At 65.1% G+C, this 20,892-nt stretch carries 19 protein-coding genes; 6 read left to right on the top strand and 13 right to left on the bottom strand.

What is annotated here, in order from left to right; all coding sequences use genetic code 11:
- Window positions 1–50 precede the first annotated feature (50 nt).
- The 3 genes from ABH915_RS09630 to glpX all read right to left on the bottom strand — a co-directional run bounded on the left by ABH915_RS09630 (window position 51) and on the right by glpX (window position 4,004).
- On the bottom strand, window positions 51–1,130 hold the full coding sequence (locus ABH915_RS09630) for a TRAP transporter substrate-binding protein (protein WP_370120351.1): 1,080 nt from the start codon (window positions 1,128–1,130) through the stop codon (window positions 51–53).
- A 1,465-nt stretch (window positions 1,131–2,595) separates the two neighbouring features.
- On the bottom strand, window positions 2,596–3,021 hold the full coding sequence (locus tag ABH915_RS09625; RefSeq protein ID WP_370120348.1) for a universal stress protein: 426 nt from the start codon (window positions 3,019–3,021) through the stop codon (window positions 2,596–2,598).
- Window positions 3,022–3,026: 5 nt separating this feature from the next.
- Window positions 3,027–4,004 (bottom strand): class II fructose-bisphosphatase, encoded by a 978-nt coding sequence (gene glpX / locus ABH915_RS09620; protein WP_370124978.1) that lies wholly within the window; start codon window positions 4,002–4,004, stop codon window positions 3,027–3,029.
- A 240-nt stretch (window positions 4,005–4,244) separates the two neighbouring features.
- Here glpX and ABH915_RS09615 point away from each other — a divergent pair, with 240 nt between their 5' ends.
- From ABH915_RS09615 to ABH915_RS09590, 6 genes are all read left to right on the top strand, one after another.
- Window positions 4,245–5,543, top strand: coding sequence for a CitMHS family transporter (locus ABH915_RS09615; RefSeq protein ID WP_370120345.1), 1,299 nt, complete (start codon window positions 4,245–4,247; stop codon window positions 5,541–5,543).
- A gap of 59 nt (window positions 5,544–5,602) precedes the next feature.
- On the top strand, window positions 5,603–6,694 hold the full coding sequence (locus ABH915_RS09610; protein WP_370120343.1) for an isocitrate/isopropylmalate dehydrogenase family protein: 1,092 nt from the start codon (window positions 5,603–5,605) through the stop codon (window positions 6,692–6,694).
- Between the two features lie 75 nt (window positions 6,695–6,769).
- On the top strand, window positions 6,770–7,453 hold the full coding sequence (locus ABH915_RS09605; protein ID WP_370120340.1) for a hypothetical protein: 684 nt from the start codon (window positions 6,770–6,772) through the stop codon (window positions 7,451–7,453).
- The gene (otnK, locus tag ABH915_RS09600) at window positions 7,450–8,733 is read left to right on the top strand and encodes a 3-oxo-tetronate kinase (protein WP_370120337.1); all 1,284 of its coding nucleotides are present in this window, start codon (window positions 7,450–7,452) and stop codon (window positions 8,731–8,733) included. Before ABH915_RS09605 ends, otnK (ABH915_RS09600) begins: the two co-directional genes overlap by 4 nt.
- A gap of 46 nt (window positions 8,734–8,779) precedes the next feature.
- Window positions 8,780–9,103, top strand: coding sequence for a putative quinol monooxygenase (locus ABH915_RS09595; protein ID WP_370120334.1), 324 nt, complete (start codon window positions 8,780–8,782; stop codon window positions 9,101–9,103).
- Window positions 9,104–9,215: 112 nt separating this feature from the next.
- Complete coding sequence (locus ABH915_RS09590; protein ID WP_370120332.1) at window positions 9,216–10,220, top strand: amidohydrolase; 1,005 nt, start codon at window positions 9,216–9,218, stop codon at window positions 10,218–10,220.
- A gap of 40 nt (window positions 10,221–10,260) precedes the next feature.
- Here ABH915_RS09590 and ABH915_RS09585 read toward each other — a convergent pair whose 3' ends face one another.
- The 10 genes from ABH915_RS09585 to ABH915_RS09540 form a co-directional block, all read right to left on the bottom strand.
- On the bottom strand, window positions 10,261–11,184 hold the full coding sequence (locus ABH915_RS09585) for an AEC family transporter (protein WP_370120329.1): 924 nt from the start codon (window positions 11,182–11,184) through the stop codon (window positions 10,261–10,263).
- Between the two features lie 40 nt (window positions 11,185–11,224).
- The gene (otnC, locus tag ABH915_RS09580) at window positions 11,225–11,851 is read right to left on the bottom strand and encodes a 3-oxo-tetronate 4-phosphate decarboxylase (protein ID WP_370120327.1); all 627 of its coding nucleotides are present in this window, start codon (window positions 11,849–11,851) and stop codon (window positions 11,225–11,227) included.
- Window positions 11,848–12,567 (bottom strand): hypothetical protein, encoded by a 720-nt coding sequence (locus ABH915_RS09575; protein WP_370120324.1) that lies wholly within the window; start codon window positions 12,565–12,567, stop codon window positions 11,848–11,850. Before ABH915_RS09575 ends, otnC begins: the two co-directional genes overlap by 4 nt.
- 13 nt (window positions 12,568–12,580) lie before the next feature.
- Window positions 12,581–12,859 (bottom strand): hypothetical protein, encoded by a 279-nt coding sequence (locus ABH915_RS09570; RefSeq protein ID WP_370120321.1) that lies wholly within the window; start codon window positions 12,857–12,859, stop codon window positions 12,581–12,583.
- Between the two features lie 22 nt (window positions 12,860–12,881).
- Complete coding sequence (locus tag ABH915_RS09565) at window positions 12,882–14,237, bottom strand: TRAP transporter large permease subunit (protein ID WP_370120318.1); 1,356 nt, start codon at window positions 14,235–14,237, stop codon at window positions 12,882–12,884.
- A gap of 12 nt (window positions 14,238–14,249) precedes the next feature.
- On the bottom strand, window positions 14,250–15,425 hold the full coding sequence (locus ABH915_RS09560; protein ID WP_370120315.1) for a lactonase family protein: 1,176 nt from the start codon (window positions 15,423–15,425) through the stop codon (window positions 14,250–14,252).
- The gene (otnK, locus tag ABH915_RS09555) at window positions 15,412–16,695 is read right to left on the bottom strand and encodes a 3-oxo-tetronate kinase (protein ID WP_370120312.1); all 1,284 of its coding nucleotides are present in this window, start codon (window positions 16,693–16,695) and stop codon (window positions 15,412–15,414) included. Before otnK (ABH915_RS09555) ends, ABH915_RS09560 begins: the two co-directional genes overlap by 14 nt.
- Before the next feature lie 151 nt (window positions 16,696–16,846).
- A complete protein-coding gene (locus tag ABH915_RS09550) occupies window positions 16,847–17,938 on the bottom strand; it encodes an isocitrate/isopropylmalate dehydrogenase family protein (RefSeq protein WP_370120310.1) in 1,092 nt (363 codons plus the stop codon).
- Window positions 17,939–17,984: 46 nt separating this feature from the next.
- Complete coding sequence (locus tag ABH915_RS09545) at window positions 17,985–19,115, bottom strand: ABC transporter ATP-binding protein (RefSeq protein ID WP_370120307.1); 1,131 nt, start codon at window positions 19,113–19,115, stop codon at window positions 17,985–17,987.
- Window positions 19,108–20,880: an ABC transporter permease gene (locus ABH915_RS09540; protein ID WP_370120304.1), complete on the bottom strand. Its 1,773-nt coding sequence runs from the start codon at window positions 20,878–20,880 to the stop codon at window positions 19,108–19,110. The genes ABH915_RS09545 and ABH915_RS09540 overlap by 8 nt, the downstream gene beginning before the upstream one ends.
- Between the last annotated feature and the right edge of the window lie 12 nt (window positions 20,881–20,892).

Genomic DNA, 20,892 nt, shown 5'->3' with positions numbered 1-20,892 from the left:
CGACTCTGAGACGACACAACCCCTTCGACTCCGTACCAAGTGGCCGCCCGTTAGCCGCCGGCGCTGCACGGGGCAATGGATCGGGGCTCAGGTTCGGCCGCGGCCAGATCCTTTATCTTTGCTATGCGGGCTTTTGTATCCGGGTCCGCCTCGAGTTTCGTGTAGACAGGGGCACCGGCGGCTTTGAAGTCGGCAACCTCGGCCGCCGTCGCTACGACCACGGTTCCGCCGTCCTTGCAGAATTTCGCCGCATCGTCCGCCGTCTCCGTCATTGTTTCCACGGCCCACGTGCGAGTGGCTGCCGCCGCGTCTTTCAGGGCCCGCCGCTGACCCTCGCTCAAGGCTTGAAACGACTTCGTGTTGATGACCAGGGAGTTCAACTTGGAGTAGAGGACCATGTTGCCGGTCGCGGTCGTGGCCTTCGGGAGCGACCCGGCCAACGCGAACGACGATTCCGCCGCCACCACCGTTCCCGCGGCCATCCCGTCATAGAACTGTTCGCCCACCAGATCGTCCGGAGTGGCACCAATCGTCCTCAGCAGATCGTAGGTCGTATCGGACCGGGGAGCCCGTACGGTTTTCCCTGCAAGATCAGCCTGCGTCAGCACCGGTTCGAAGAAGGAGAAGAGCATTCGCGTGCCTTCTGGGAACAGGGCAAGACCGGACACACCGACCTTGTCCAGCCCTGCAAGCATTTCGTCCGCGACTGCCGGGTCCGACACCTTTGCCATCAGTGCATTGGATGTCACGAGGAACGGCGCATGAAGTGCCGCAAAGGAACTCACCCCTTCGGTGTCCCAGGCCCGGGCCGGAACCAGCCCCATATCGAAATCGCCGCTCACCACTGCGCGTGCCACTGCTTGATCCGGGTCGTCCTTGTCCTCACCCACGGCCTTCCACACCGGTTCGATCAGGACCTGGCCCCCGGAGTGTTCCTTCACGTTGCGGGCGAATTCCTCAATCTGGGCGGCGGCCGGGCGGCCGGGCTCATCATCGGTGGCTATCCGCAGGGTCTTCGTCTGTTCTGCCGCCGGCGGTGGGCCGGCCGTGGTTGCGCTGCAACCTGCTGTGGCCAGAAGTGCTGCGAATCCGAACCCTACAGAAGTCATGAAGTTGAACGGATTTCTCATAACCACGCGCCTTCCAGACGATGAATCCGGGATGCAGACTTTGGGACTTTAAACTGGTGAAGCAGCGCGGCTGGAAACGTGCGTGTCCGCAAGCTACGCCCAACGCCGCAGCGAAGCAATAGCGGACGGCAACGCCGGGCCGCCGTCCCGTTGTGCAGCGAACCTTCCGCTGTGCTGGCCCAACCGAGGACAGTTCGGGGCCTGTTTAACGGTGCGGTGTGGACTATCTACACATCACGTATGGCCGGACAATGCGCCACCAGCCTCTCCCCCGGTCCCAGTACACAAGGAATCTGGGGAAACATCTTCAACAAACCCCCGCGAGTCATGCCAACACCAGCCCCACGGCATGAAAAGGCGCAAGACCAACCAAGCCCACTGGGACAGGCCAGAAAGGAGGCTCGAATGACCCCACATCCCAGCACGCGGAGGACCTACAGCCAAGGCGCCTGGCCCCGCCACCCACAGTGGCGGGCGGAGATGGCAAATCCGTGGGTTAGGTGATCTCCGTGCGTGGTGCCGGCTGAGCGGTTACTACTTGGGTAGTGGGATCGTGCTGCAGGGCCGGCCTTCCGGCCACGATCACTGTGGCGCGCTCCCATGGCCGGTCTTCAAGCAGGAAGGGAATTTCTTGTTCTTCCCACTCCCTGTGCAGGTCTTCTTCTTCCTGGCCATCTCGTTCCAGGAGGCGACGTCGGGCTTCAATGTTGTCGCACTGCACCCAGATTGAAGCGTCGACCAGGTCGGAGAGAGCTTGGCGTGATGATCCGCTCCCTTCCACCCACACCACGGAACGCCCGGCGGGTAGAGCTATGGCACCTGGACGTTCTCGGGCCACCCAACCCGGCGGACGGTAATGGACTGCCTCGCCTTGGAGCAGAGGTTCGAGGACACCGTCACGGAGTTCATCGGCCCAGTCAAAAAACGAGAGATGCCACGCTACATCGTCCGTGTGAACGACATCTGAGTCCGGCACTCGAGCTAGTAGACGATCGACCAGGGTGGTCTTGCCCGCCCCGCTCCTTCCATCTATCGCCACAATCCAGGGGCGGTTCGGACGTTGTCCTGCTGCCGGCAGTAATCGCCGCACCAAGCCTTCCAATGACTCGGCTCTCCAGGGTCCCCCATCGGGTTCGCCGACTTCCGGTTTCATATCCATGGTTACCTCGACTTTCGATCATCGGTCCCGCCCGAAGCTGCCTGGTATGGAGTCTCGAGAGTTGCTCTTGAACTGGGGCAGGGCCAAGCCCCTGCGCCAGCGCCGTCTAACTCTTGAAGAGTGAGTTGACGCTGATGATACGTCAGCCTGCTCTTTGTCAAGGGGTTCCGGCGCCGGCTCCCGTCGGTCGGGTTGCGTGTTGCGGTTCCGCGTGCCGACGCCGGAAAACTGAGACTTATCGCGGTCTCGGGCTGCCCATTTTGGACTCGCCCTGGTGGGGAGATTTGCCCGCGCGGCCTATGGCCGTCAACTGTCGGTTTTGGCGATATAGACGTCGCAGGGAGCGTTATGTGCGACGCTGCTGGCGATGCTGCCGAGCACGCGTCCGAGTCCTTGCATGCGCTTGTTGCCGACGACGATCATCCGGGCGTCGTATTTTTCGGCTTGTTTGAGCAAGGCCTGGGCCGGCGTGCCGCGGACGGCGAAGTATGCGACTTTGAGCTCTCCTGAGCTGAGGTCGACGGCCACACTTCGCGCTACCTTTTCGGCGTTCTCTTCATTAGAGACAACCCACTGGTCGCTGCCGGTGCCGAACACGACGGTGCGGTCTCCGTCGAACGCGGTTACGACGTGCAGTGGGGTTCCCAGCGCCAGCGCCAGGTCCCGGGCCGATTCTGCGGCTCTTTTGGCGGTTTCGCTGCCGTCGACGCCTACAACGATTACTCCGGTCATAGTTTTCACTCTCCTTGTTGTTCGAATACTTCAGGGTTGTTCGGCTGGGTGCTGTACCACTTCGAAACGAGGTGGTCGGCGATGACGCGGCGGATGGTTCCCGAATGTGATCGCAGCACGATGCTGGTCGTACGGATCAACCCCGGGGTGCGGCTCACTCCGTCTACCAGGGCGCCGTCTGTCACGCCGGTTGCCACGAAGTAGGTGTTGTCGCCCCGGACCAGGTCGTTCTGGTCGAGCACCCGGTCAAGGTCGTGCCCTGCCTCGAGCGCCTTCCGCTGTTCGGCGGCATCGCGGGGGGCAAGGCGGGCCTGAATGAGTCCACCCAGGGCCTTCACCGCGCAGGCTGTGATGATTCCTTCGGGGGTCCCGCCGATGCCCACGCACATGTCGATCCGGGAGTCGGGCCGGGCTGCGTTGATTCCGCCGGCCACGTCGCCGTCCAGGAGCAGGCGGGTGGAGGCGCCCGCGGCCCGGATGTCGGCGATCAGCTGTGCGTGGCGGGGACGGTCGAGCACGGCAACCTGCAGGTCCTCCACGGCAACACCCTTTGCCCTGGCGAGGGCGCGGATGTTTTCACCGATGGGCCGGTTGAGGTCAACAACACCGAGGCCTTCGGGCCCTGTGACGATCTTGTCCATGTAGAAGACCGCGCTCGGGTCGAACATGGAGCCGCGCTCTGAGACTGCGATGACCGAGAGCGCGTTCTGCCGTCCGGCGGCGGTGAGGCTGGTGCCGTCGATCGGGTCCACGGCGATGTCACATGAGGGTCCGGCGCCGTTTCCAACGTGTTCGCCGTTGTACAGCATGGGGGCGGCGTCCTTTTCGCCTTCCCCGATGACCACGACGCCGTCAAAGGCCACCGAGCCGAGAAAGAGGCGCATGGCGTCCACGGCGGCGCCGTCGGCGGCATTTTTGTCACCCTTGCCAATGAAGGGGGCCGCGCGGATGGCCGCGGCTTCGGTCGCGCGCACCAGTTCCATGCCGAGGTTCCGGTCGGGACTGTCGGGAAAGGTAGCAGATTCGCTGTTCACAAGGTCGATGGTACCTAAATATTTCATAGTGGTCGACCACTTGACCACTTAGCTTGACTGGTCGACCACTTTAGGTTTACCGTCGATGGTGTGCCCGGCCCATGAGGTTGAGGGCCCGGGTTACCTCTAAGGGACCCAGTACGTCAGAGTCGCCGTCAGGGAACAGTCCCTCAATATCAAGGAGTAACGATGCTCGCCGTCTTCGGATTCGCTACGCTCGCGTCATTTATGGTGGTGGTAATGCGCAGGTGGGCCACAGCCTTTGTGGCCATCATCTGCGCACCTGTCCTGTTCGCTGTCATTGCCGGTTTCGGCCCGGACCTGGGTGACATGGTGCTCTCAGGCCTGAAAACCGTCGCGCCAACCGCCGTACTGCTGCTCTTTGCGGTGCTGTATTTCGGCGTCATGATGGACGCCAAGCTCTTTGATCCGATCTCAAAGCTCATTCTTCGCCTGTCCAAGGGCGACCCGGTCCGCATCTGCGTCGGAACAGCCGTACTGTCCATGGCCGTGGCCCTGGACGGTGACGGCACGACCAGCTACATGATCATCTGCTCGGCGTTCCTGCCGATCTACAAGAGACTGCACATCAATCCCCTGGTGATCGCCACCGTGGCAGCGATGTCCCTGGGCCTCATCTCCGGCTCAACTCCCTGGGGCGGAGCAGCCACCCGCGCCATCAGTGTGCTGAAGCTGGACGCGACTGACTACTTCGTCAGCCTCATCCCGTCCCTGGCGCTCACCTGCGCATTCATCCTCGTCGTTGCCTACCTCCTCGGCCGGTCCCAGCGCAAGCACGTCGACACCGCAGCGGCCGCTGAACTTGCCGCCGAGATCAAGAACGGCACGCATCACGCCGGCGACCGTCCCACCTGGCGCACCTGGGTGAACGCCGGCCTGACCATACTGCTGCTGGTCCTTCTCATCACCGGCGTCGCCCCGCTGGTGGTGCTGTTCATTGGCGCCTTCGTTGTCGCACTGCTCGTCAACTACCCGGAACTGCACACCCAGGGTGAACTCATCAAGCGCCACGCAGCAAGCGCGGTCCCCGTGGTGATGCTGGTCCTCGCAGCCGGGGTCTTCACCGGCATCCTCTCCGACTCCGGCATGATCCAGGCCATGGCGGACTCGCTGCTCAGCATCGTCCCGACCTCGATGGGCGGACTCCTTCCGCTCTTCACCGCGATCATCGCCATCCCCCTCGGATTCTTCATGTCCAACGACGCCTTCTTCTTCGGAATCCTCCCCGTGCTGTCCGAATCGGCCGCGCAGTACGGCATCCACGCAAATGAAATCGCCCGGGCGGGCGTCGTGGGACAGATTTCCCACATGATCGGCCCGGCCTCGGCACCTCTGTGGGTACTCCTGGGTCTGCTGAAGAAGGATCTCGGCGAATTCCAAAAGTTCTCCATCCTCTGGATCGTCGGCGGCTGCCTTGCCTTCATCGCCTTCCAGCTCCTCACCGGCGCAATCAACATCGCTCTCTAAGCGCCCCTCCTAGCCCCTGGTCCGTCAACGAGACCTGGATATATAGAAAAGGAAATACAGTGACTGAATCCAAGCAGTACCGACTGGCAGTTCTGAACGGCGACGGCATCGGCCCGGAAATCGTTCCGGCCTCGGTGAAAATCCTCGACGCGGCCATGGCGGCCGCCGGCGCCCCGGCGATCGACTGGACCGAGCTGCCGCTGGGCCGGAGTGCGATCGACACCCACGGCACCGCCGTCCCGGACGAGACCCTCGAAGCGCTCAACGACGTCGACGGCTGGCTCCTGGGCCCGCACGATTCCGCCTCCTACCCGGAACCGCACAAGTCCGCGCTGAACCCCTCCGGCACCATCCGCAAGCACTTCGGCCTGTTCGCGAACATCCGCCCGGCCAAGGCCTTCCCCGGCGGGAACGCCATCGTCGAAGGCACCGACCTGGTCATCGTGCGCGAAAACACCGAAGGCTTCTACGCGGACCGGAACACCTTCGCCGGCACCGGCGAATTCATGCCCACCCCGGACGTGGCGATCATGCACGGGATCATCACCCGCGCCGCCACCGAACGCATCGCCCACGCCGCGTTCCAGCTGGCCCAGTCCCGGACCAAGCAGCTGACCATCGTGCACAAGGCCAACGTCCTGAAAATGACCACCGGCCTGTTCCGCGACGTCTGCCGCGAGGTCGGCACCCAGTACCCGGACGTGTCCGTGAACGACTTCCACATCGACGCGATGACCGTGCACCTGGTCCGCCGCGCGAACAAGTTCGACGTCATCGTCACCGAGAACATGTTCGGCGACATCCTCTCGGACCTCGCCGGTGAAGTCGCCGGATCCCTCGGCATCGCCCCCTCGATCAACTCCTCGGACACCCACGCCATGGCCCAGGCCTCCCACGGCTCCGCCCCGGACATCGCCGGGAAGAACATCGCCAACCCGATCGCGATGATCCTCTCCTCCGCGATGCTGCTGCGCTGGCTCGGCGCGAAATTCGGCGACGAGAAGGTCCTCGCGGCCGCCGAACTCGTCGAAAAAGCCGTCGAAGCCACCGTCCTGGACGGCACCACGACCAAGGACCTGGGCGGCACCGCCGGCACCAGCGACTTCGCCGACGCCGTCGCCAACCGCGTCGCAACCGTCGCGCACGTCTAACCAACCGGACGCCGGGCGGGACACCCACCCCGCCCGGCACCCACCGGGCAAGCCCCATTCGGACCAGGAGCCACCATGTCACCCGGACAAAAGCGTCCGCTGGTAGCGCTGATCAGCGCCAACCCGGCAGCGATGACGCCCGCGAACAGCGCATTCGCCGACGAATTTCCAGAAGCCCGGCTCTGGAACATTCTCGATGACCGCTTGCAGGACGACGCGGATCCCCGAGGCGTCACCGGTTCCCTGGCCGAACGCATGCATCGCCTCATTGACCACGCTGTCATCGAAGGAGCGGACGCCATCCTTCTGACCTGCCCCGTCTACGTGGCCGCGCTCCGCTCCTACACCGACAAATGCCCGGTACCACTGCTCGATCCCGACGAAATGGCGCTGAACGGAGTCCTTGCGCAGGCACCGGACACCGTCCTGGTGCTCGCCAGCGCACCTCAGCCCCTGACCGTAGCCATCAACCGGTTCATCAATGAGTGCGCCGAACGGGCAGCACCAGTGGAAATCCGGGGCGCAGTAGCGACGAAGGCAAAGGAGGCCGCCCTTGCCGGGAACACTGAGGAACTGACCGACGCGCTGGTCTCTGCCGTCAACGGGCAGCCGACGGCACCGGATGCGATCCTGCTCGCCCAATATTCCCTGGCACCTGCTGCCAGGGCCCTTGAAACAGCCACTGGCATACCGGTCTTCTCCGGGCCACTCAGCTCAGCCGCGGCACTTCGCCGCACCACCCTAGGAGGTTCCCGATGATCGGGGTAATTGCCGATGATTTCACCGGTGGCACCGATGTTGCCGTCGCATTCCGCCGGGCGGGGCTTCGAGTCCTGATCCAGTTCGGGACCCCGGACGCCCTGCAGGCCACCGACAACGCTGACGTCGTCGTCATTGCACTGAAGACCCGCACCCTCCCGGTGGGCCAGGCAGTCGAACAATCCCTCGAGGCAGCCCGGGAGCTCCTCGCAGTGGGGGCACACCAGCTCTTCTTCAAATTCTGCTCGACTTTCGATTCAACCTCCGCCGGAAACATCGGTCCCGTCTGTGACGCCCTGGCGGACCTGACCCGCAGCGAATTCGCCGTTGTGGTCCCCAGCTCACCCGCACACGGACGCACCCAGTACAACGGCCACCTGTTCGTCAACACCCAACTCCTCTCGGACTCGCCCATGCGGCACCATCCCCTAACACCCATGACGGATCCCCGCGTACCGGACCTCCTGCGCACCCAAACGGCACGTACGGTCTCCCTCGTCACTTTGCAGGACGTGCATGCAGGCCCGGACGCACTCGCGGAGAACTTCACCAACCTTGGTGCGGCGGGCACGGCCTATGCCGTCGTTGACGCCGTTGATGCCGGCGACCTCGCCAACATCGGCCGGGCAATCCTGGACCATCCCTTCGTATCCGGAGCAGCCGGGCTGGCGGCCGGACTCGCCACCGCGGTCGCCGAACGCGCGGCACCCGCCAATGGGCCGGCCGCCATGGCGAATGGGCCCGAGCATGACGGGCCGGCCATCGCACTGGCGGGTTCCTGCTCCGCCCGGACACTGCAGCAAATCACCGCCATGCAGGCAGAGGGCCATCCGTCCTACCAGCTCGATGCGGTCGCCGTCCCCGACTCACGGATTCTGGCAGAGGCCGCCCTGTCCTGGTACGAGACACAGCCGGCTGGCCCGACCCCGCTCATCTACTCCTCGCTGCCCCCGGAGAAACTTCGGGAATCCCAAAGCCTGCTGGGCGTCGCAGAGTCCGCGCAGATCCTCGAGACAGCCATGGGACTCATCGCCCGGGGCCTTGTCCGCCGGGGCGTGCGCCGCGTTGTCGTCGCCGGCGGCGAAACGTCAGGATCGGTCGTCACCGCGCTGGAGGTTACCGGCGGCATGATCGGATCCGAGGCGGCTCCCGGAGTCCCGTGGATTTTCGCGTCCGGCACCAATCCCATTGCCCTGCTGCTCAAGTCGGGCAATTTCGGTGACGTCGACTTCCTGGTCCGGGCCGTCACCCCCGGAACGGCGCTGGCCCCGATAGCCTGACTTACGTCTGCCCGTCACGGCACCGACCATCACAGAAGGAGCGCACGTGTTCAGTCTCTGGGTCACCCTGGAAGTAAAACCCGAAGGACGTGAGGAGTTCCTGGACGCCATTGCGGAGAACGCAAGGCTATCCGTTCAGAACGAACCGGGGTGCTACCGCTTCGACGTCATTGAACTCGGCGAGGGATCAAACCTGTTCGCCTTCTACGAGGTGTACCGGGACCGCGCAGCCTTCGAAAGGGAGCACCTGACGGCGCCGCACTTCCTTGCCTACAGGGCAATCTCCGCCCGCGTCGTCGTCCCCGGCAGCCAGTCCGACATCGGCGGCCACCTGCTGACGTCCTTTGATGCAGCGGACCAGCCCGGGTAACCGGCCGGGTCCGACGAAGTGGTTGACTGGTCGGCCACTTTCGTTCATGATGGATGTTGCCAGCCTCACATGCGGGCGTGTGCGCAGAGCTTCCTCAAAGGAGAGACCCCAAATGACACCTCAGACAGGGCCGGATTCCGGCACTTTCATCACGTCCGGTTCATTGACCCGGCGCACGCTCGTGCGCGGCGCACTGGCAGGCGTGGCACTTGCGGCCGGGGGCGCCGCAGCATCTGCCCAGGCGTCGGAGAATTACCACGCTCCGTTTTCCGCCGGAACAGGCCGCGCCGCCTACCGTGCCCCGGGGCAGGCAACGGACTGCCACATGCATGTCTTTGACCCCGACAGGTTTCCGTACCCGCTGCCGGGCGCCACTCCCCCGCCCAAGGCAACCGTTTCTGACTACAGGCTGCTGCAGCGCAGGACCGGCACCCAGCGCACAGTGGTCGTCACTCCCTCGAATTACAGCACGGACAACCGCTGCACCCTGGACGCCATCAGCCAGCTCGGCCGACGCAATGCCCGCGGCATCGCCGTCATCGACACCACGTTCTCGGACGCCGCGCTGCGGGAACTGGATGAGGGCGGCATCCGCGGTATCCGGTTCAACCTCACCCGTCCCGGCGGCGCCGGCGCCGAGCTGATCCGGCCGCTGGCCGAACGCGTCGCCGATCTGGGCTGGCACGTTCAGATCCACATGACGGCAGAGGGAATCCTGGAAAACCTCCCCCGGATCAGTGGCCTGCCCACCGACCTCGTAATCGACCACATGGGCCGCATACCGGGCTCAACGGGCATCGCACACCCGGCCTACGCCGCCATCCTCGGTCTCGTGGACGCCGGAAACACCTGGGTCAAGCTCTCCGGGGTGTACCACGAATCGCCGGTGGGTCCGCCGTCCTACAGTGATCGGGCAGCTGTCGGAGCAGCCTTCGCCCGCTCTGCACCGGAACGGATGCTCTGGGGCAGCGACTGGCCGCACCCGACGGCATCCCGGGGCGAAGTGCCCATGCCCGATGACGCAGCAATGCTCGATCTCTTTGCTTCCTGGGTTCCGCGCCAACGGGACCGCAAGCGCATTCTGGTGGACAACCCGGAAACCCTCTACGGATTCTGAGGGGCTGGCAGGGGCCGGCGGCCGGTGCCGCCGGCCCCTGTCATCGGCCCAACAACAACGCCGCGAGCAGCACGGCAGGTATCGCCGCGACCGATGTCAGTAGGATCGAATCGCGCGCCACGGCCGCTCCCCTGTCGTATCGGCTGGAGAAAAGGAAGACGTTCTGGGCCGTCGGCAGGGCGCTCATGATCACCGCCGCGAACGTCTGCCCGGAATCGACCCCAAAGACGTACCGGGCCAGGACAAACGTCAGAACAGGCATAACCAGGGCTTTGAGTGTGCTGGCGACCAGGACTTCGGTGCGGGTGCCGCCGGACTGCAGCGGCCGGCTTCCGGGCAGACTCATGCCGAAGGCCATCAGGACCAGCGGAACTGCCGCCCCGCCCAGGACCTTGAGCGGATCCCAGATCAGCGGCGGCAGCTCCAGTCCGGTCCAGGCGGTGACGGCGCCGAGGAAGGAAGCGATGATCATCGGATTGCGCACCGGCTGGGAGATCAGCGACTTCAGCGTGGGCTTCTGCCCGGTCGTAAGGTCAAGCAACAGCAGGAACAGCGGTGAGAGCACCAGGAGCTGGACCAGAAGCACGGGCGCGACCGGGGTGGCATTGCCAATCGCATAGACGGCCACCGGGATGCCGATGTGGTTGGCGTTGACGTAGGAACCGGCCATCGCGCCGACCACGGTTTCGGCTCCCTTCCTGCGGAACCACAGAGCGCTCAGGCCCCAGTAGATCAAACAGGTCAGTACCGCCGCGGCGAAAGCCACGGGCACCAGCGCAGAGAAGATGGCGCGCAGTTCGGATGTGGCAAGAATGGTGAACAGCAGGGCCGGGTTGGTGATGAAGAATGCGATCCGGGAAAGCACCGGCCCCGCGTGGGGGCCGGCGATACCGGATCGTCCGGCCAGGTAGCCAACCAGGATGATGGTCCCGACAAGGGCGAATCCTGCGAAAACCCCGCCCATTCAGCTCCCGGACCGGGCCGGCAGATCCAGTCCATTCACTTCAGATCCGCGCGGCGGCAGCTGCCTGCTCGGGCGTGAGCGGCCGGGTGCTGTGCCCGTGCAGCAGCAGATACACCTTCGCTGTTTCCTCAAGTTCCTCCAGCGCATCCATGGCACTGTCGACGTCCTTGCCGGCGACCACGGGTCCGTGATTGCTCAGCAGCATGGCCAGATGGGTGACGGCGGTGGCCTCGGCCAGGCCTTCCAGCGCCGGGTCCCCCGGGGCGTGGTAGGGCAGCAGGGGCAGTGTGCCGACCCGCATGGCGAAGTACGCGGTCAGCGGAGGGATGACGCTGCCGGTTGAGCTGTGGTCCAGGCAGGAGACGGCGGCAGAGTAGGTGGAGTGGGTGTGGACGACGGCGGTGTCCTGCGGGCGGGCGCGGAGAACGGCCGCGTGCAGGAACGCCTCTTTGGAGGGTTTGTTTCCGCCGACGTGCTGTCCTGCGGCGTCAATGACGGACAGATCGTCCGGCAGGACGGTACCCAGGCTGCTGCCGGTGGGGGTGACCAGGATGGAGTCGCCCCAGCGGACACTGATGTTTCCGGTCCGGCCGTGGGTCAGGCCACGGTTGAAGATGGAGCGGGCCGCGTCGACGACGCTTTCCCGAAGACGGCGTTCGGTGCTCATGCGTTCTCTTTCATCTGTGTGTTTGTCTTGGTCGGCTTTCCCATCAACAACTGGGACCGCAGGGTGGCTGCGGCCAGTTTCGGGCCGGCCAGCACGGGTTTGCCCAGGGCATGGGAGAGGGCATCTGCGGCCGGCGAGAGTGAGTACTGGGCCAACAGCACGGCGTCGAAGTCCGCTTCCTGTCCTGCGCAGGCAGCTTCCAGGGTGCGGCCCAGCAGCTCGGCGTCACCGGCGGTGGCCGCTGCTGCGGCGCCCCCGGCCACGATTCCTGTCACGGCCAGGTCCCGCCCGGCGGCGGCGGCCGCCCGGGTGAACCGTTCCAGGGCATCCTCGAGCGGGCCATTGGCGGAGGCCAGCAGCAGAATCCGCTCATAGGGCCCGTCCAGGGCGGCCTGGAAGGCTGACGCGTCGGGGGCGTAGATCGGGATGGAGAGTTCCGCGGCGAGCCGTTCGGCGACGGGTCCGTACATGGAGCAGGTCAGGAGAATGCCGTCGGCGCCTTCGGTTTCCGCGTGGCGGATCAGCCGTGTCATGCGTGCGGCAAGCTCCTCGGTCACCCCGCCCTGTTCCGTGGCGTCGTCCAGGAGCCGGTCATCGAGCAGGTTCCAGAGCCTGGCCTCGGGGAAAATTTCGCGGAAGGCCCCCGTCGCGGGTGGTATCGCGACGGGGGTGGCGCTGATCAGCGAGATCAGCGGGTTGCTGTGGTGCTCGGACACGGGGGAGGTGCTCCTAGTCTGTGGATTTCCAGCCATGGGCTTTGGCCAGGATGAGAGTGAAGGTGCCGAAGGCCGCCGCGACCCAGTAGGTGACCGGGCCCAGTGTCCTGGAGACGGCGATGATGAAGTCGCTGTTGCCAATCAGGAGACCGGCCAGCTGGAGCAGTACCAGGACAGTTCCCAGCAGCAGCATGGTGACCAGAAGCGCGACGAACAGCATGGTCAGCATCCGAATGAGGGACTTGCGGGCCGGGCCGAAGCGGGGCCCGGACTCGATATGTAGCTGTGGCATGGTGGAGGGCTTTCTGGTCCGGTCAGTGCGGGATGGGCAGCACGTTGAAGGCCACTATTACGGGGAGGATCAGGAACGGCACAACGTAGAAAACGACGAGCGGGACGAAGGTCCGGGCGGGGTTGACCTCGGCGATGCTGGCAGAGATAAAGATGGAGGGCCCGCCGGGAGGCGAGGCGCCTTCGGTAGAGATGGCGACCATGATGGCGCACACGGCCAGCGTGGGGTTTATCCCCGCTGCGACGAGGACGGTGAACGCCGCGCCTCCGAGAGTGGCGGCGGTGGCCGTGGCGCTCAGCGGTCCCCCGACCAGGGCGATGATAATGACGACGATCAGCACGGTCGCGATGGCTGGTGCGGCCAGTCCAGTCAAGGCGTCACTGAGCTGTTTGTCCAGGCCAAGGGCCAGGAGCACCGCGCTGCCGGCGAAGGAGAAGACGAGGGTCGCGCCGATGTCCTGGAAGCGCGGTGCGGTGCTGGCGATGAAGGCGTACCAGGCCTTGGGGGTCGAGGGGAGCTGCTTTCGGCCAATGATCAGGCTCAGGATTCCCAGAAGTACGGGGATCCAGAGCAGGATGTCGATAGCCTTCACAGCAGCCGGTCCCTTGTCGCCCAGGGCTTGGGCGACAAATTCGGCGCCGGCTCCGACGGTCAGCAGGATCGGTACGGCAATGCCCAGATAGACGATCAGGGAGCGCCAGCCCTGTTTCAGGGAGCGGCGCAGCGGCATCAGTTCCTCGCCGGAGACTTTGGCGATGTTATAGCGGCGGACGAAGTAGACGATGCACAACAGGCGCCAGAGCACGCAGTATCCGGCGACGGCGAACATGGCCACGAGGGTGGCGTTCTTATCGATGTTCGGCCCCACCGTGGCGAGCCCGATCAGAATCAGGTATGAGGCGCTGGGTGGGATGACCGTTCCATTGCCGGAGTTCCCGGCGACGACGGATGAGGAGATGTGCTTGGGCCAGTTCGAACGTTCCATCCATGGAATGGTGACCGATCCGATGGTGGCAGCGTTGGCGGATGCAGAGTGTGTCAGTGCGCCGAAACCGGCCGAGGCCAGGGTGGAGACGTACCCGGCGCCGCCGCGCAACCGTCCGAGCATGGAGTTCAGGATGTGCACCTGGTGATGGATGATGCCGGTCTGCGTCAGCACGAAGCCGATGAACGTAAATGACAGGGCGGCGAAGACCACAGGCTGCCTGAAGGCTTCTGCGAGACCGGTGCCGAGCAGGGCGAAGAAGTCCGCGCCGCCGAAGAGGCAGAGGACCACGAAGCCGACGATCATGGCCTCTCCGATGCCGCGTTTGAAGACGGTGGCCCAGATGAGAATGGTGGCGAGATATGCGATCAGGGCCCAGACGGCGATGCCCACGTCATCTCCTTTCTAAAGGGTGGTGGACCGGTCAGCCGCGCCGGCGCGGTCCCGTGACGGAAGAGCGGAGTCATCGGCACCTGCCATGACCGGGATGTGGTGGCGCAGGATGGCGACGGGGCTGCCGGTCGCGGCGCGAAACACCGGCGGCCCGGGCGTGCCGGTGGCCGGATCCAGGGGATGGGCGGCGATGGAATGTCCGCGTTCGTGGGCGACAAGCAGCGCGGAGCCGTCGGTGTCCAGGCAGAAGAACCGGGGTCGGATGCCGTGCGTCTCGGTCCATCGTCCATTGCCGAGCCGTCCGGTCGCCGGGTCGACGTCGTAGGTGCCGATAGTGTCGGGGAAGTCTCCGCCCGGTGTATGGTCGCCCGGCCCGCTGCGGTTGGAAACGTAGACGTGATTCCCGTCGGGGCTGACCGCGATTTCGGCACCGCGGCTGTCGCCGGTGACCGTGTCCGGCAGCGCGGTCAGGGACTGTAGCGGCGACAGAGTTCCGCTGTCGGCATCCCAGCTATAAGCCGTGACGGTGGACAGGAACTCCTCAACCGAATACACGAACCGGTTGGAAGGGGAAAACACCAGATGCCGGGGGCCGGACATTTCCCGAAGGCGCACGGTCCTCTCCTGATGCCACGTCAGTGAACCGTCGGCGTCCATGGAGATCGTGAAAACAGAGTCCAGGCCCTTGTCGGGGACCAGGGCATAGCGTCCGGTGGCGTCGAAGACGACCTGGTGGGGTTTGGAGCTGTTCTGGTCACGGCGATGGGGGCCTGTTTCGCCCTTGAAGGACAATAATCCGGTGACGGCGCCGAGACTGTCGTCGGGGAGGATCCGGATGCTGGCGACGGTGCCACTGTTGTGGTTGGCGACGAGCAGGAAATGCCGGTCCGGGCTCAGGGCAAGATGGACGGGGTTCACTCCCCCGGCGTCGACGGTGTCACGGTAGTCGATGCGGCCGGTGGCAGGATCCAGTTCCAGGGCGCTGATCTGGTTGCCGTCGCCGTGGGCGACGTAGAGCTGGGTGCCGCCGGGGCTCAGGATCATGAAGCTGGGGTTGTCCATGCCGACGCTCTGACGGGGAAGCCAGCGTCCATCGGCAAGGATTTCAAAGACTTCCAGTCCGCTGCCGCGTCCGTCGCGCAATACGCTGGTCCGCGATCCGACATAGGCGATTTCAGTGTCCGGCAAGGCTGGCCTCCCCGGTACGGGCGTCAGCGCGGACGGCCTGGACGAGCAGGTCGGGGTCACCGAAGTTGCCGGACTTGAGCAGCACCGCAATCGGAACCGGGCCGGTGGTGTAGATCCAGGGGACGCCGGGTGCGATTTCGGCACCAATGGTGCCGCCCTGAATGCCCAGGGCGGAGACGACGGCTCCGGAGGTTTCACCGCCGGCGGTGACGATCCGCCGGACCCCGCGCGCGACGAGTCCGCGGGCAATCAGGCCGGTGGCAGTTTCCAGGATCAGGGCGGAGCCTTCCGTGCCCAGGACTTCCTGGGAGCGGCGCAGTTCTTCAGGTTCAAGGGTGGAATAGATCAGTGGACGGGCATCGGCCGGCAGTGACTCGAACCAGGCCAGCGCTGATGCCGCCAGTTTTGCGGCGTCCGGTGTTGCTAGGGCGTCCAGGAAGAAGGCCGGTTCATGGCTTCGCATGTAGGCGACCTGTTCCCGGGTCGGTGCCGAGCAACTTCCGGCCAGTGCGACGGAGCGGGATGTGCCGACGGGATCGTCGCCATGGGTCTGCCGGCTGCGTCGGGCTCCGGCGAGGGCACGGCCGAGTCCCCCGGCCAGCCCGGCAGCACCGGTGACCAGTACGTCGTCGCGGCAGGCGTCGCCGATTGCCTGCAGGTCCGTTGCTGAAATCGCGTCAGTGACGGCGTAGCGGACTCCGTGGGCGGAGAGGTCATCGAGGCGTTCACGGATGGCCCGGGCACCGGCACGTACTGTTTTCTGGCTGACGAGTTCTACGGGGCGTTCGGTCTGGGCGGTGAGCAGCCGGACGACGTTGGAGTCGGTCATGGGCGTGAGCGGGTGGTGGCTCATCGGTGACTCTGCCAGCGGCTGTTCGGCGACGAACAGGTTGCCCATGTACTGGGTGCGGCGGTGTTCGGGCGAGGACGGGACCACGACTGTCAGCCGCGCTCCCTGGAAGTCCGCCAGGGCATCTGCGACCTGTCCGATGTTTCCCTCGGGTTTGGAGTCGAAGGTTGAACAGTACTTGAAGTACAGCTGGCCGGCGCCATGATTCTTGAGCCACGCTGCGGCGCGCAGGGATTCGGCGACGGCGTCGTCGACCGGGAGGGTCCTTGTTTTCAGTGCAATGACCACAGCGTCATGGTACGGCAACGCCGTTTCTTCGTCGGGCTGGCCGAAGAGGATGACTGTTGCCAGCCCGGCCCGGCGGAAGGCGACGGCAACGTCGGTACCGCCGGTCACATCATCGGCGATGACACCTATCACTGTTCTTCCTACCATTCGTTGGGGCCCGGGCGCCGGCAGCAGCGCGCCGGCGGCCGGGAGTGCGGGGGGGTATGTGTGCGTTTGGGCTGGCCGGTGGCCGAGTCCGCGGACCTGCCGGGCGGGGTGGGTGCCCCGCCCGGGGTCCGGTTGGTTAGACGTGCGCGACGGTTGCGACGCGGTTGGCGACGGCGTCGGCGAAGTCGCTGGTGCCGGCGGTGCCGCCCAGGTCCTTGGTCGTGGTGCCGTCCAGGACGGTGGCTTCGACGGCCTTTTCGACGAGTTCGGCGGCCGCGAGGACCTTCTCGTCGCCGAATTTCGCGCCGAGCCAGCGCAGCAGCATCGCGGAGGAGAGGATCATCGCGATCGGGTTGGCGATGTTCTTCCCGGCGATGTCCGGGGCGGAGCCGTGGGAGGCCTGGGCCATGGCGTGGGTGTCGGAGGAGTTGATCGAGGGGGCGATGCCGAGGGATCCGGCGACTTCACCGGCGAGGTCCGAGAGGATGTCGCCGAACATGTTCTCGGTGACGATGACGTCGAACTTGTTCGCGCGGCGGACCAGGTGCACGGTCATCGCGTCGATGTGGAAGTCGTTCACGGACACGTCCGGGTACTGGGTGGCGACCTCGCGGCAGACGTCGCGGAACAGGCCGGTGGTCATCTTCAGGACGTTGGCCTTGTGCACGATGGTCAGCTGCTTGGTCCGGGACTGGGCCAGCTGGAACGCGGCGTGGGCGATGCGTTCGGTGGCGGCGCGGGTGATGATCCCGTGCATGATCGCCACGTCCGGGGTGGGCATGAATTCGCCGGTGCCGGCGAAGGTGTTCCGGTCCGCGTAGAAGCCTTCGGTGTTTTCGCGCACGATCACCAGGTCGGTGCCTTCGACGATGGCGTTCCCGCCGGGGAAGGCCTTGGACGGGCGGATGTTGGCGAACAGGCCGAAGTGCTTGCGGATGGTGCCGGAGGGGTTCAGCGCGGACTTGTGCGGTTCCGGGTAGGAGGCGGAATCGTGCGGGCCCAGGAGCCAGCCGTCGACGTCGTTGAGCGCTTCGAGGGTCTCGTCCGGGACGGCGGTGCCGTGGGTGTCGATCGCGGTCCGGCCCAGCGGCAGCTCGGTCCAGTCGATGGCCGGGGCGCCGGCGGCCGCCATGGCCGCGTCGAGGATCTTCACCGAGGCCGGAACGATTTCCGGGCCGATGCCGTCGCCGTTCAGAACTGCCAGTCGGTACTGCTTGGATGTAGTCACGGTATTTCCTTTTCTATATATCCAGGTCTCGTTGACGGACCAGGGGCTAGTGAATGACTGCCATGAGCTCGGCGGCATCGGCAGAGACTACGTTGGCACGCGGGTACAGGCGCAGTGCCTCGATCGGGACGACCAGCATCAGGTCCCCGCGCAGGGCGTTGTTCTTGCTGTCCACGGCCAGCGTGCGGGCCCCGTAACGCAGCTCGTATTCGTAGCGGGAACCGACATAGGAGGTCGTAAGGATTTCCACGGGCAGACCGACGTGGCCGGACGGGATGGAATCCCCCACCGGAGCCAGGGAAGCCTTCTCCGGCCGGAACGCCACGGTGACCGGGTCCCCGCCGCGCATCTCACCGGTCAGTACCGCGGTAACGGTTTCGCCGGTGTCTTCGAGGCGGACGGCCGCGCGGTCGCCGATGGTTGAGGTGATGATGCCGTCGAGGAAGTTGGAGCGGCCGATGAAGGCGGCGACTTCTGCCGTGGCGGGGCGTTCGTAGATTTCTTCCGGCGGGGCGACCTGGAGCATGTTGCCGTTGGACATCACGGCGATGCGGTCGCTCATGGCCAGCGCTTCTTCCTGGTCATGCGTGACGTACACGGTGGTGATGCCCAATTCGGACTGGAGCCGCTTGAGCCAGACCCGGGCCTGTTCGCGGAGCTTGGCGTCGAGGTTGGAGAGCGGTTCGTCCAGCAGCAGGACCTTCGGTGAGTAGACCAGGGCCCGGGCCAGGGCGACGCGCTGTTGCTGGCCGCCGGAGAGCTGGTGCGGGTAGCGCTGGGCCAGGTGGGCCAGGCCGACCTTGTCCAGGGCGTCGTGGATGAGGGTCTTCTGCTCGGCCTTGGGGACCTTGCGGATGTTCAGCGGCATGGCCAGGTTATCGGCCAGGGTCATGTGCGGCCACAGGGCGTAGGACTGGAAGACCATGCCCAGGTTGCGCTCTTCGGGCGGAACGAACTTGTTCGAGGAGTCATCGACGAGGACGGTGTTTCCGACGGCGATGGAGCCGGAGGTGGGCTGTTCCAGGCCGGCGAGGCAGGACAGGGTGGTGGACTTGCCACAGCCGGAGGGGCCGAGGAGGGTGAAGAATTCCCCGTCCTTGATCGTGAAGCTGACCTCGTGGAGGACGGTGTTGCCTCCGAAGTCTTTGCGGAGATTCTTGACGACGACGTCAGGCATCTTTCTTACCTTTCATGAGCAGGCCGGCGATGCCGACGAAGGTTGCGGTGATGGCGATCTGGATGGTGGCCAGGGCGGCCACCGATCCGGTGTTGCCCTGGACCCAGAGCTCGAGCATGGTGGTGCCGATGATGTTCGTCTCGGCGGATCCCAGGAAGATCGCCGGAGAGTATTCCTTCATCATGACCACGAAGGTCAGCACCATGGCGGCGACAAAAGCGGGCGTGAGGAGCTTGGCCAGGACGCGGAGGAACATCCGCATCCAGTCCGCGCCGTTGACGCGGGCGGCGTTGTCCAGCTCCTCGCCGATCTGCATGACCGCCGGGGAGATCGAGCCGAAGGCACTCGGTAGGGCGCGGAGGCCGAAGCCGATAATGATGGCCCAGATGGTGCCCTGGATCAGGGCGCCCATGTTGAACGGGAGGAAGGAGAACGCCCAAAACAGGCCGATACCGATGATCAGGCCGGGCATGGCCTGGGGTGCCAGGGCCAGGTATTCGATGACCTTGCGGTAGCGGAAGGTGGACCGCTTGGCCACGACCACGGCGACGACCGCCAGGACGCTGACCAGGACGGCGCCGACGCCGGCAACGATGAGGCTGTTGCGGATCGAGGCGACGTAGACCGGGAATTCGAGGATGCGCTGGTAGTTGGCCATGGTCAAGGAGTTCAGCGGGTTCTGCAGCGGGGTGAACACCTTGGTGAAGGAGCGCATCACGAGACCGAGGATAGGAATCAGGGCGCCGATGACCACGTAGATGAAGATGAACGCAACGGAGAGCCACTTGATCCAGCCCAGGTCCAGCAGCCGTGGCCGGGTGGCCTTGCCGCGGACCGAGACGAACCGCTTGGCGTCTTTGAGCAGTTTCGCCTGGACGGCTACGAGCAGGATCGTGACCAGCAGGATGATGACCGATGCCGCGCCCAGGATCCCGTAGTCCGGATCGATGGACTGCAGCCCGTTTTTGTACAGGAAGGTCGCGAAGACGGTGATGTCGACGGGCTGTCCGTAGAGCAGCGGGATGGATAGGGTTTCGATCGACATGCTGAAGACCAGCACCGAGCTGTAGACCATGGGAGGGCGCATCATCGGGATGATGACGGACCACAGGATCCGGAACGGGCCGGCGCCCACGGTCTGCGCCGCGCCTTCGAGGGAGGCGTCGGAGTTGCGCAGGGCGTTGGAGCAGAAAACGTAGGCGATGGGCGCGAGTGCCACGGCTTCGGTGATTGCCATGCCCGGGATGGAGTACAGGTCCCAGGGCAGGAAGCCCAGGACCCGCTTGACCTGGACGCTGGCGAAGCCGGCGGGACCGTACATGGTGATCCAGCCGAAGCCCAGGATCAGCGAGGAGATGAAGAACGGCCACTGCATGGCCGCGCCGAAGAACCTGCGGCCCGGGATGTTGGTCCGCACGACAACGATGGCCATCGGCACCGCGATCAGCAGGGTCATGACGGTGGTCATCACAGCGAAAATCAGGGTGTTCAGGGCCACCTGGCCGAAGCCGGCCTCGGTGAACAACCGGGTGTAGTTCTCCAGGGTGAACAGACCGCCCTCCTCGTACAGAGGACGGTCCATCACCGACTGGTAGAGCGTGGGGACCACAGGTGCAAGGACCAGGAGCGCCAGAATGACGATAGTCGCCCAGTACAGCAGCTGGCTGCGGTCCGCACCGAGGATCCTGCGATACTTCGGAGCGGGGAATTCAGTTCGCGTCGGGGTTTCCGCCGGAGCGGAGGCGACCTCAGGGAAAGTTTTCATGGTTTTCGTTCC

The organism is Arthrobacter sp. MW3 TE3886 (genome assembly GCF_041262145.1).
GTDB lineage: Bacteria > Actinomycetota > Actinomycetes > Actinomycetales > Micrococcaceae > Arthrobacter.
The sequence above is the reverse complement of the archived record's forward strand: the minus strand, read 5'-3'. Positions and strand labels throughout refer to the sequence as shown.

Coding starts and splice junctions, on each gene's coding strand:
- ABH915_RS09615 (WP_370120345.1), top strand. CDS start 4,245: ATGCTCGCCGTCTTCGGATTCGCTACGCTCGCGTCATTTATGGTGGTG.
- ABH915_RS09630 (WP_370120351.1), bottom strand. CDS start 1,130: ATGAGAAATCCGTTCAACTTCATGACTTCTGTAGGGTTCGGATTCGCA.
- ABH915_RS09605 (WP_370120340.1), top strand. CDS start 6,770: ATGTCACCCGGACAAAAGCGTCCGCTGGTAGCGCTGATCAGCGCCAAC.
- ABH915_RS09570 (WP_370120321.1), bottom strand. CDS start 12,859: ATGCCACAGCTACATATCGAGTCCGGGCCCCGCTTCGGCCCGGCCCGC.
- ABH915_RS09590 (WP_370120332.1), top strand. CDS start 9,216: ATGACACCTCAGACAGGGCCGGATTCCGGCACTTTCATCACGTCCGGT.
- otnC (WP_370120327.1), bottom strand. CDS start 11,851: ATGAGCACCGAACGCCGTCTTCGGGAAAGCGTCGTCGACGCGGCCCGC.
- glpX (WP_370124978.1), bottom strand. CDS start 4,004: ATGGAACTGGTGCGCGCGACCGAAGCCGCGGCCATCCGCGCGGCCCCC.
- otnK (WP_370120337.1), top strand. CDS start 7,450: ATGATCGGGGTAATTGCCGATGATTTCACCGGTGGCACCGATGTTGCC.
- ABH915_RS09545 (WP_370120307.1), bottom strand. CDS start 19,115: ATGCCTGACGTCGTCGTCAAGAATCTCCGCAAAGACTTCGGAGGCAAC.
- ABH915_RS09585 (WP_370120329.1), bottom strand. CDS start 11,184: ATGGGCGGGGTTTTCGCAGGATTCGCCCTTGTCGGGACCATCATCCTG.
- ABH915_RS09625 (WP_370120348.1), bottom strand. CDS start 3,021: ATGACCGGAGTAATCGTTGTAGGCGTCGACGGCAGCGAAACCGCCAAA.
- ABH915_RS09540 (WP_370120304.1), bottom strand. CDS start 20,880: ATGAAAACTTTCCCTGAGGTCGCCTCCGCTCCGGCGGAAACCCCGACG.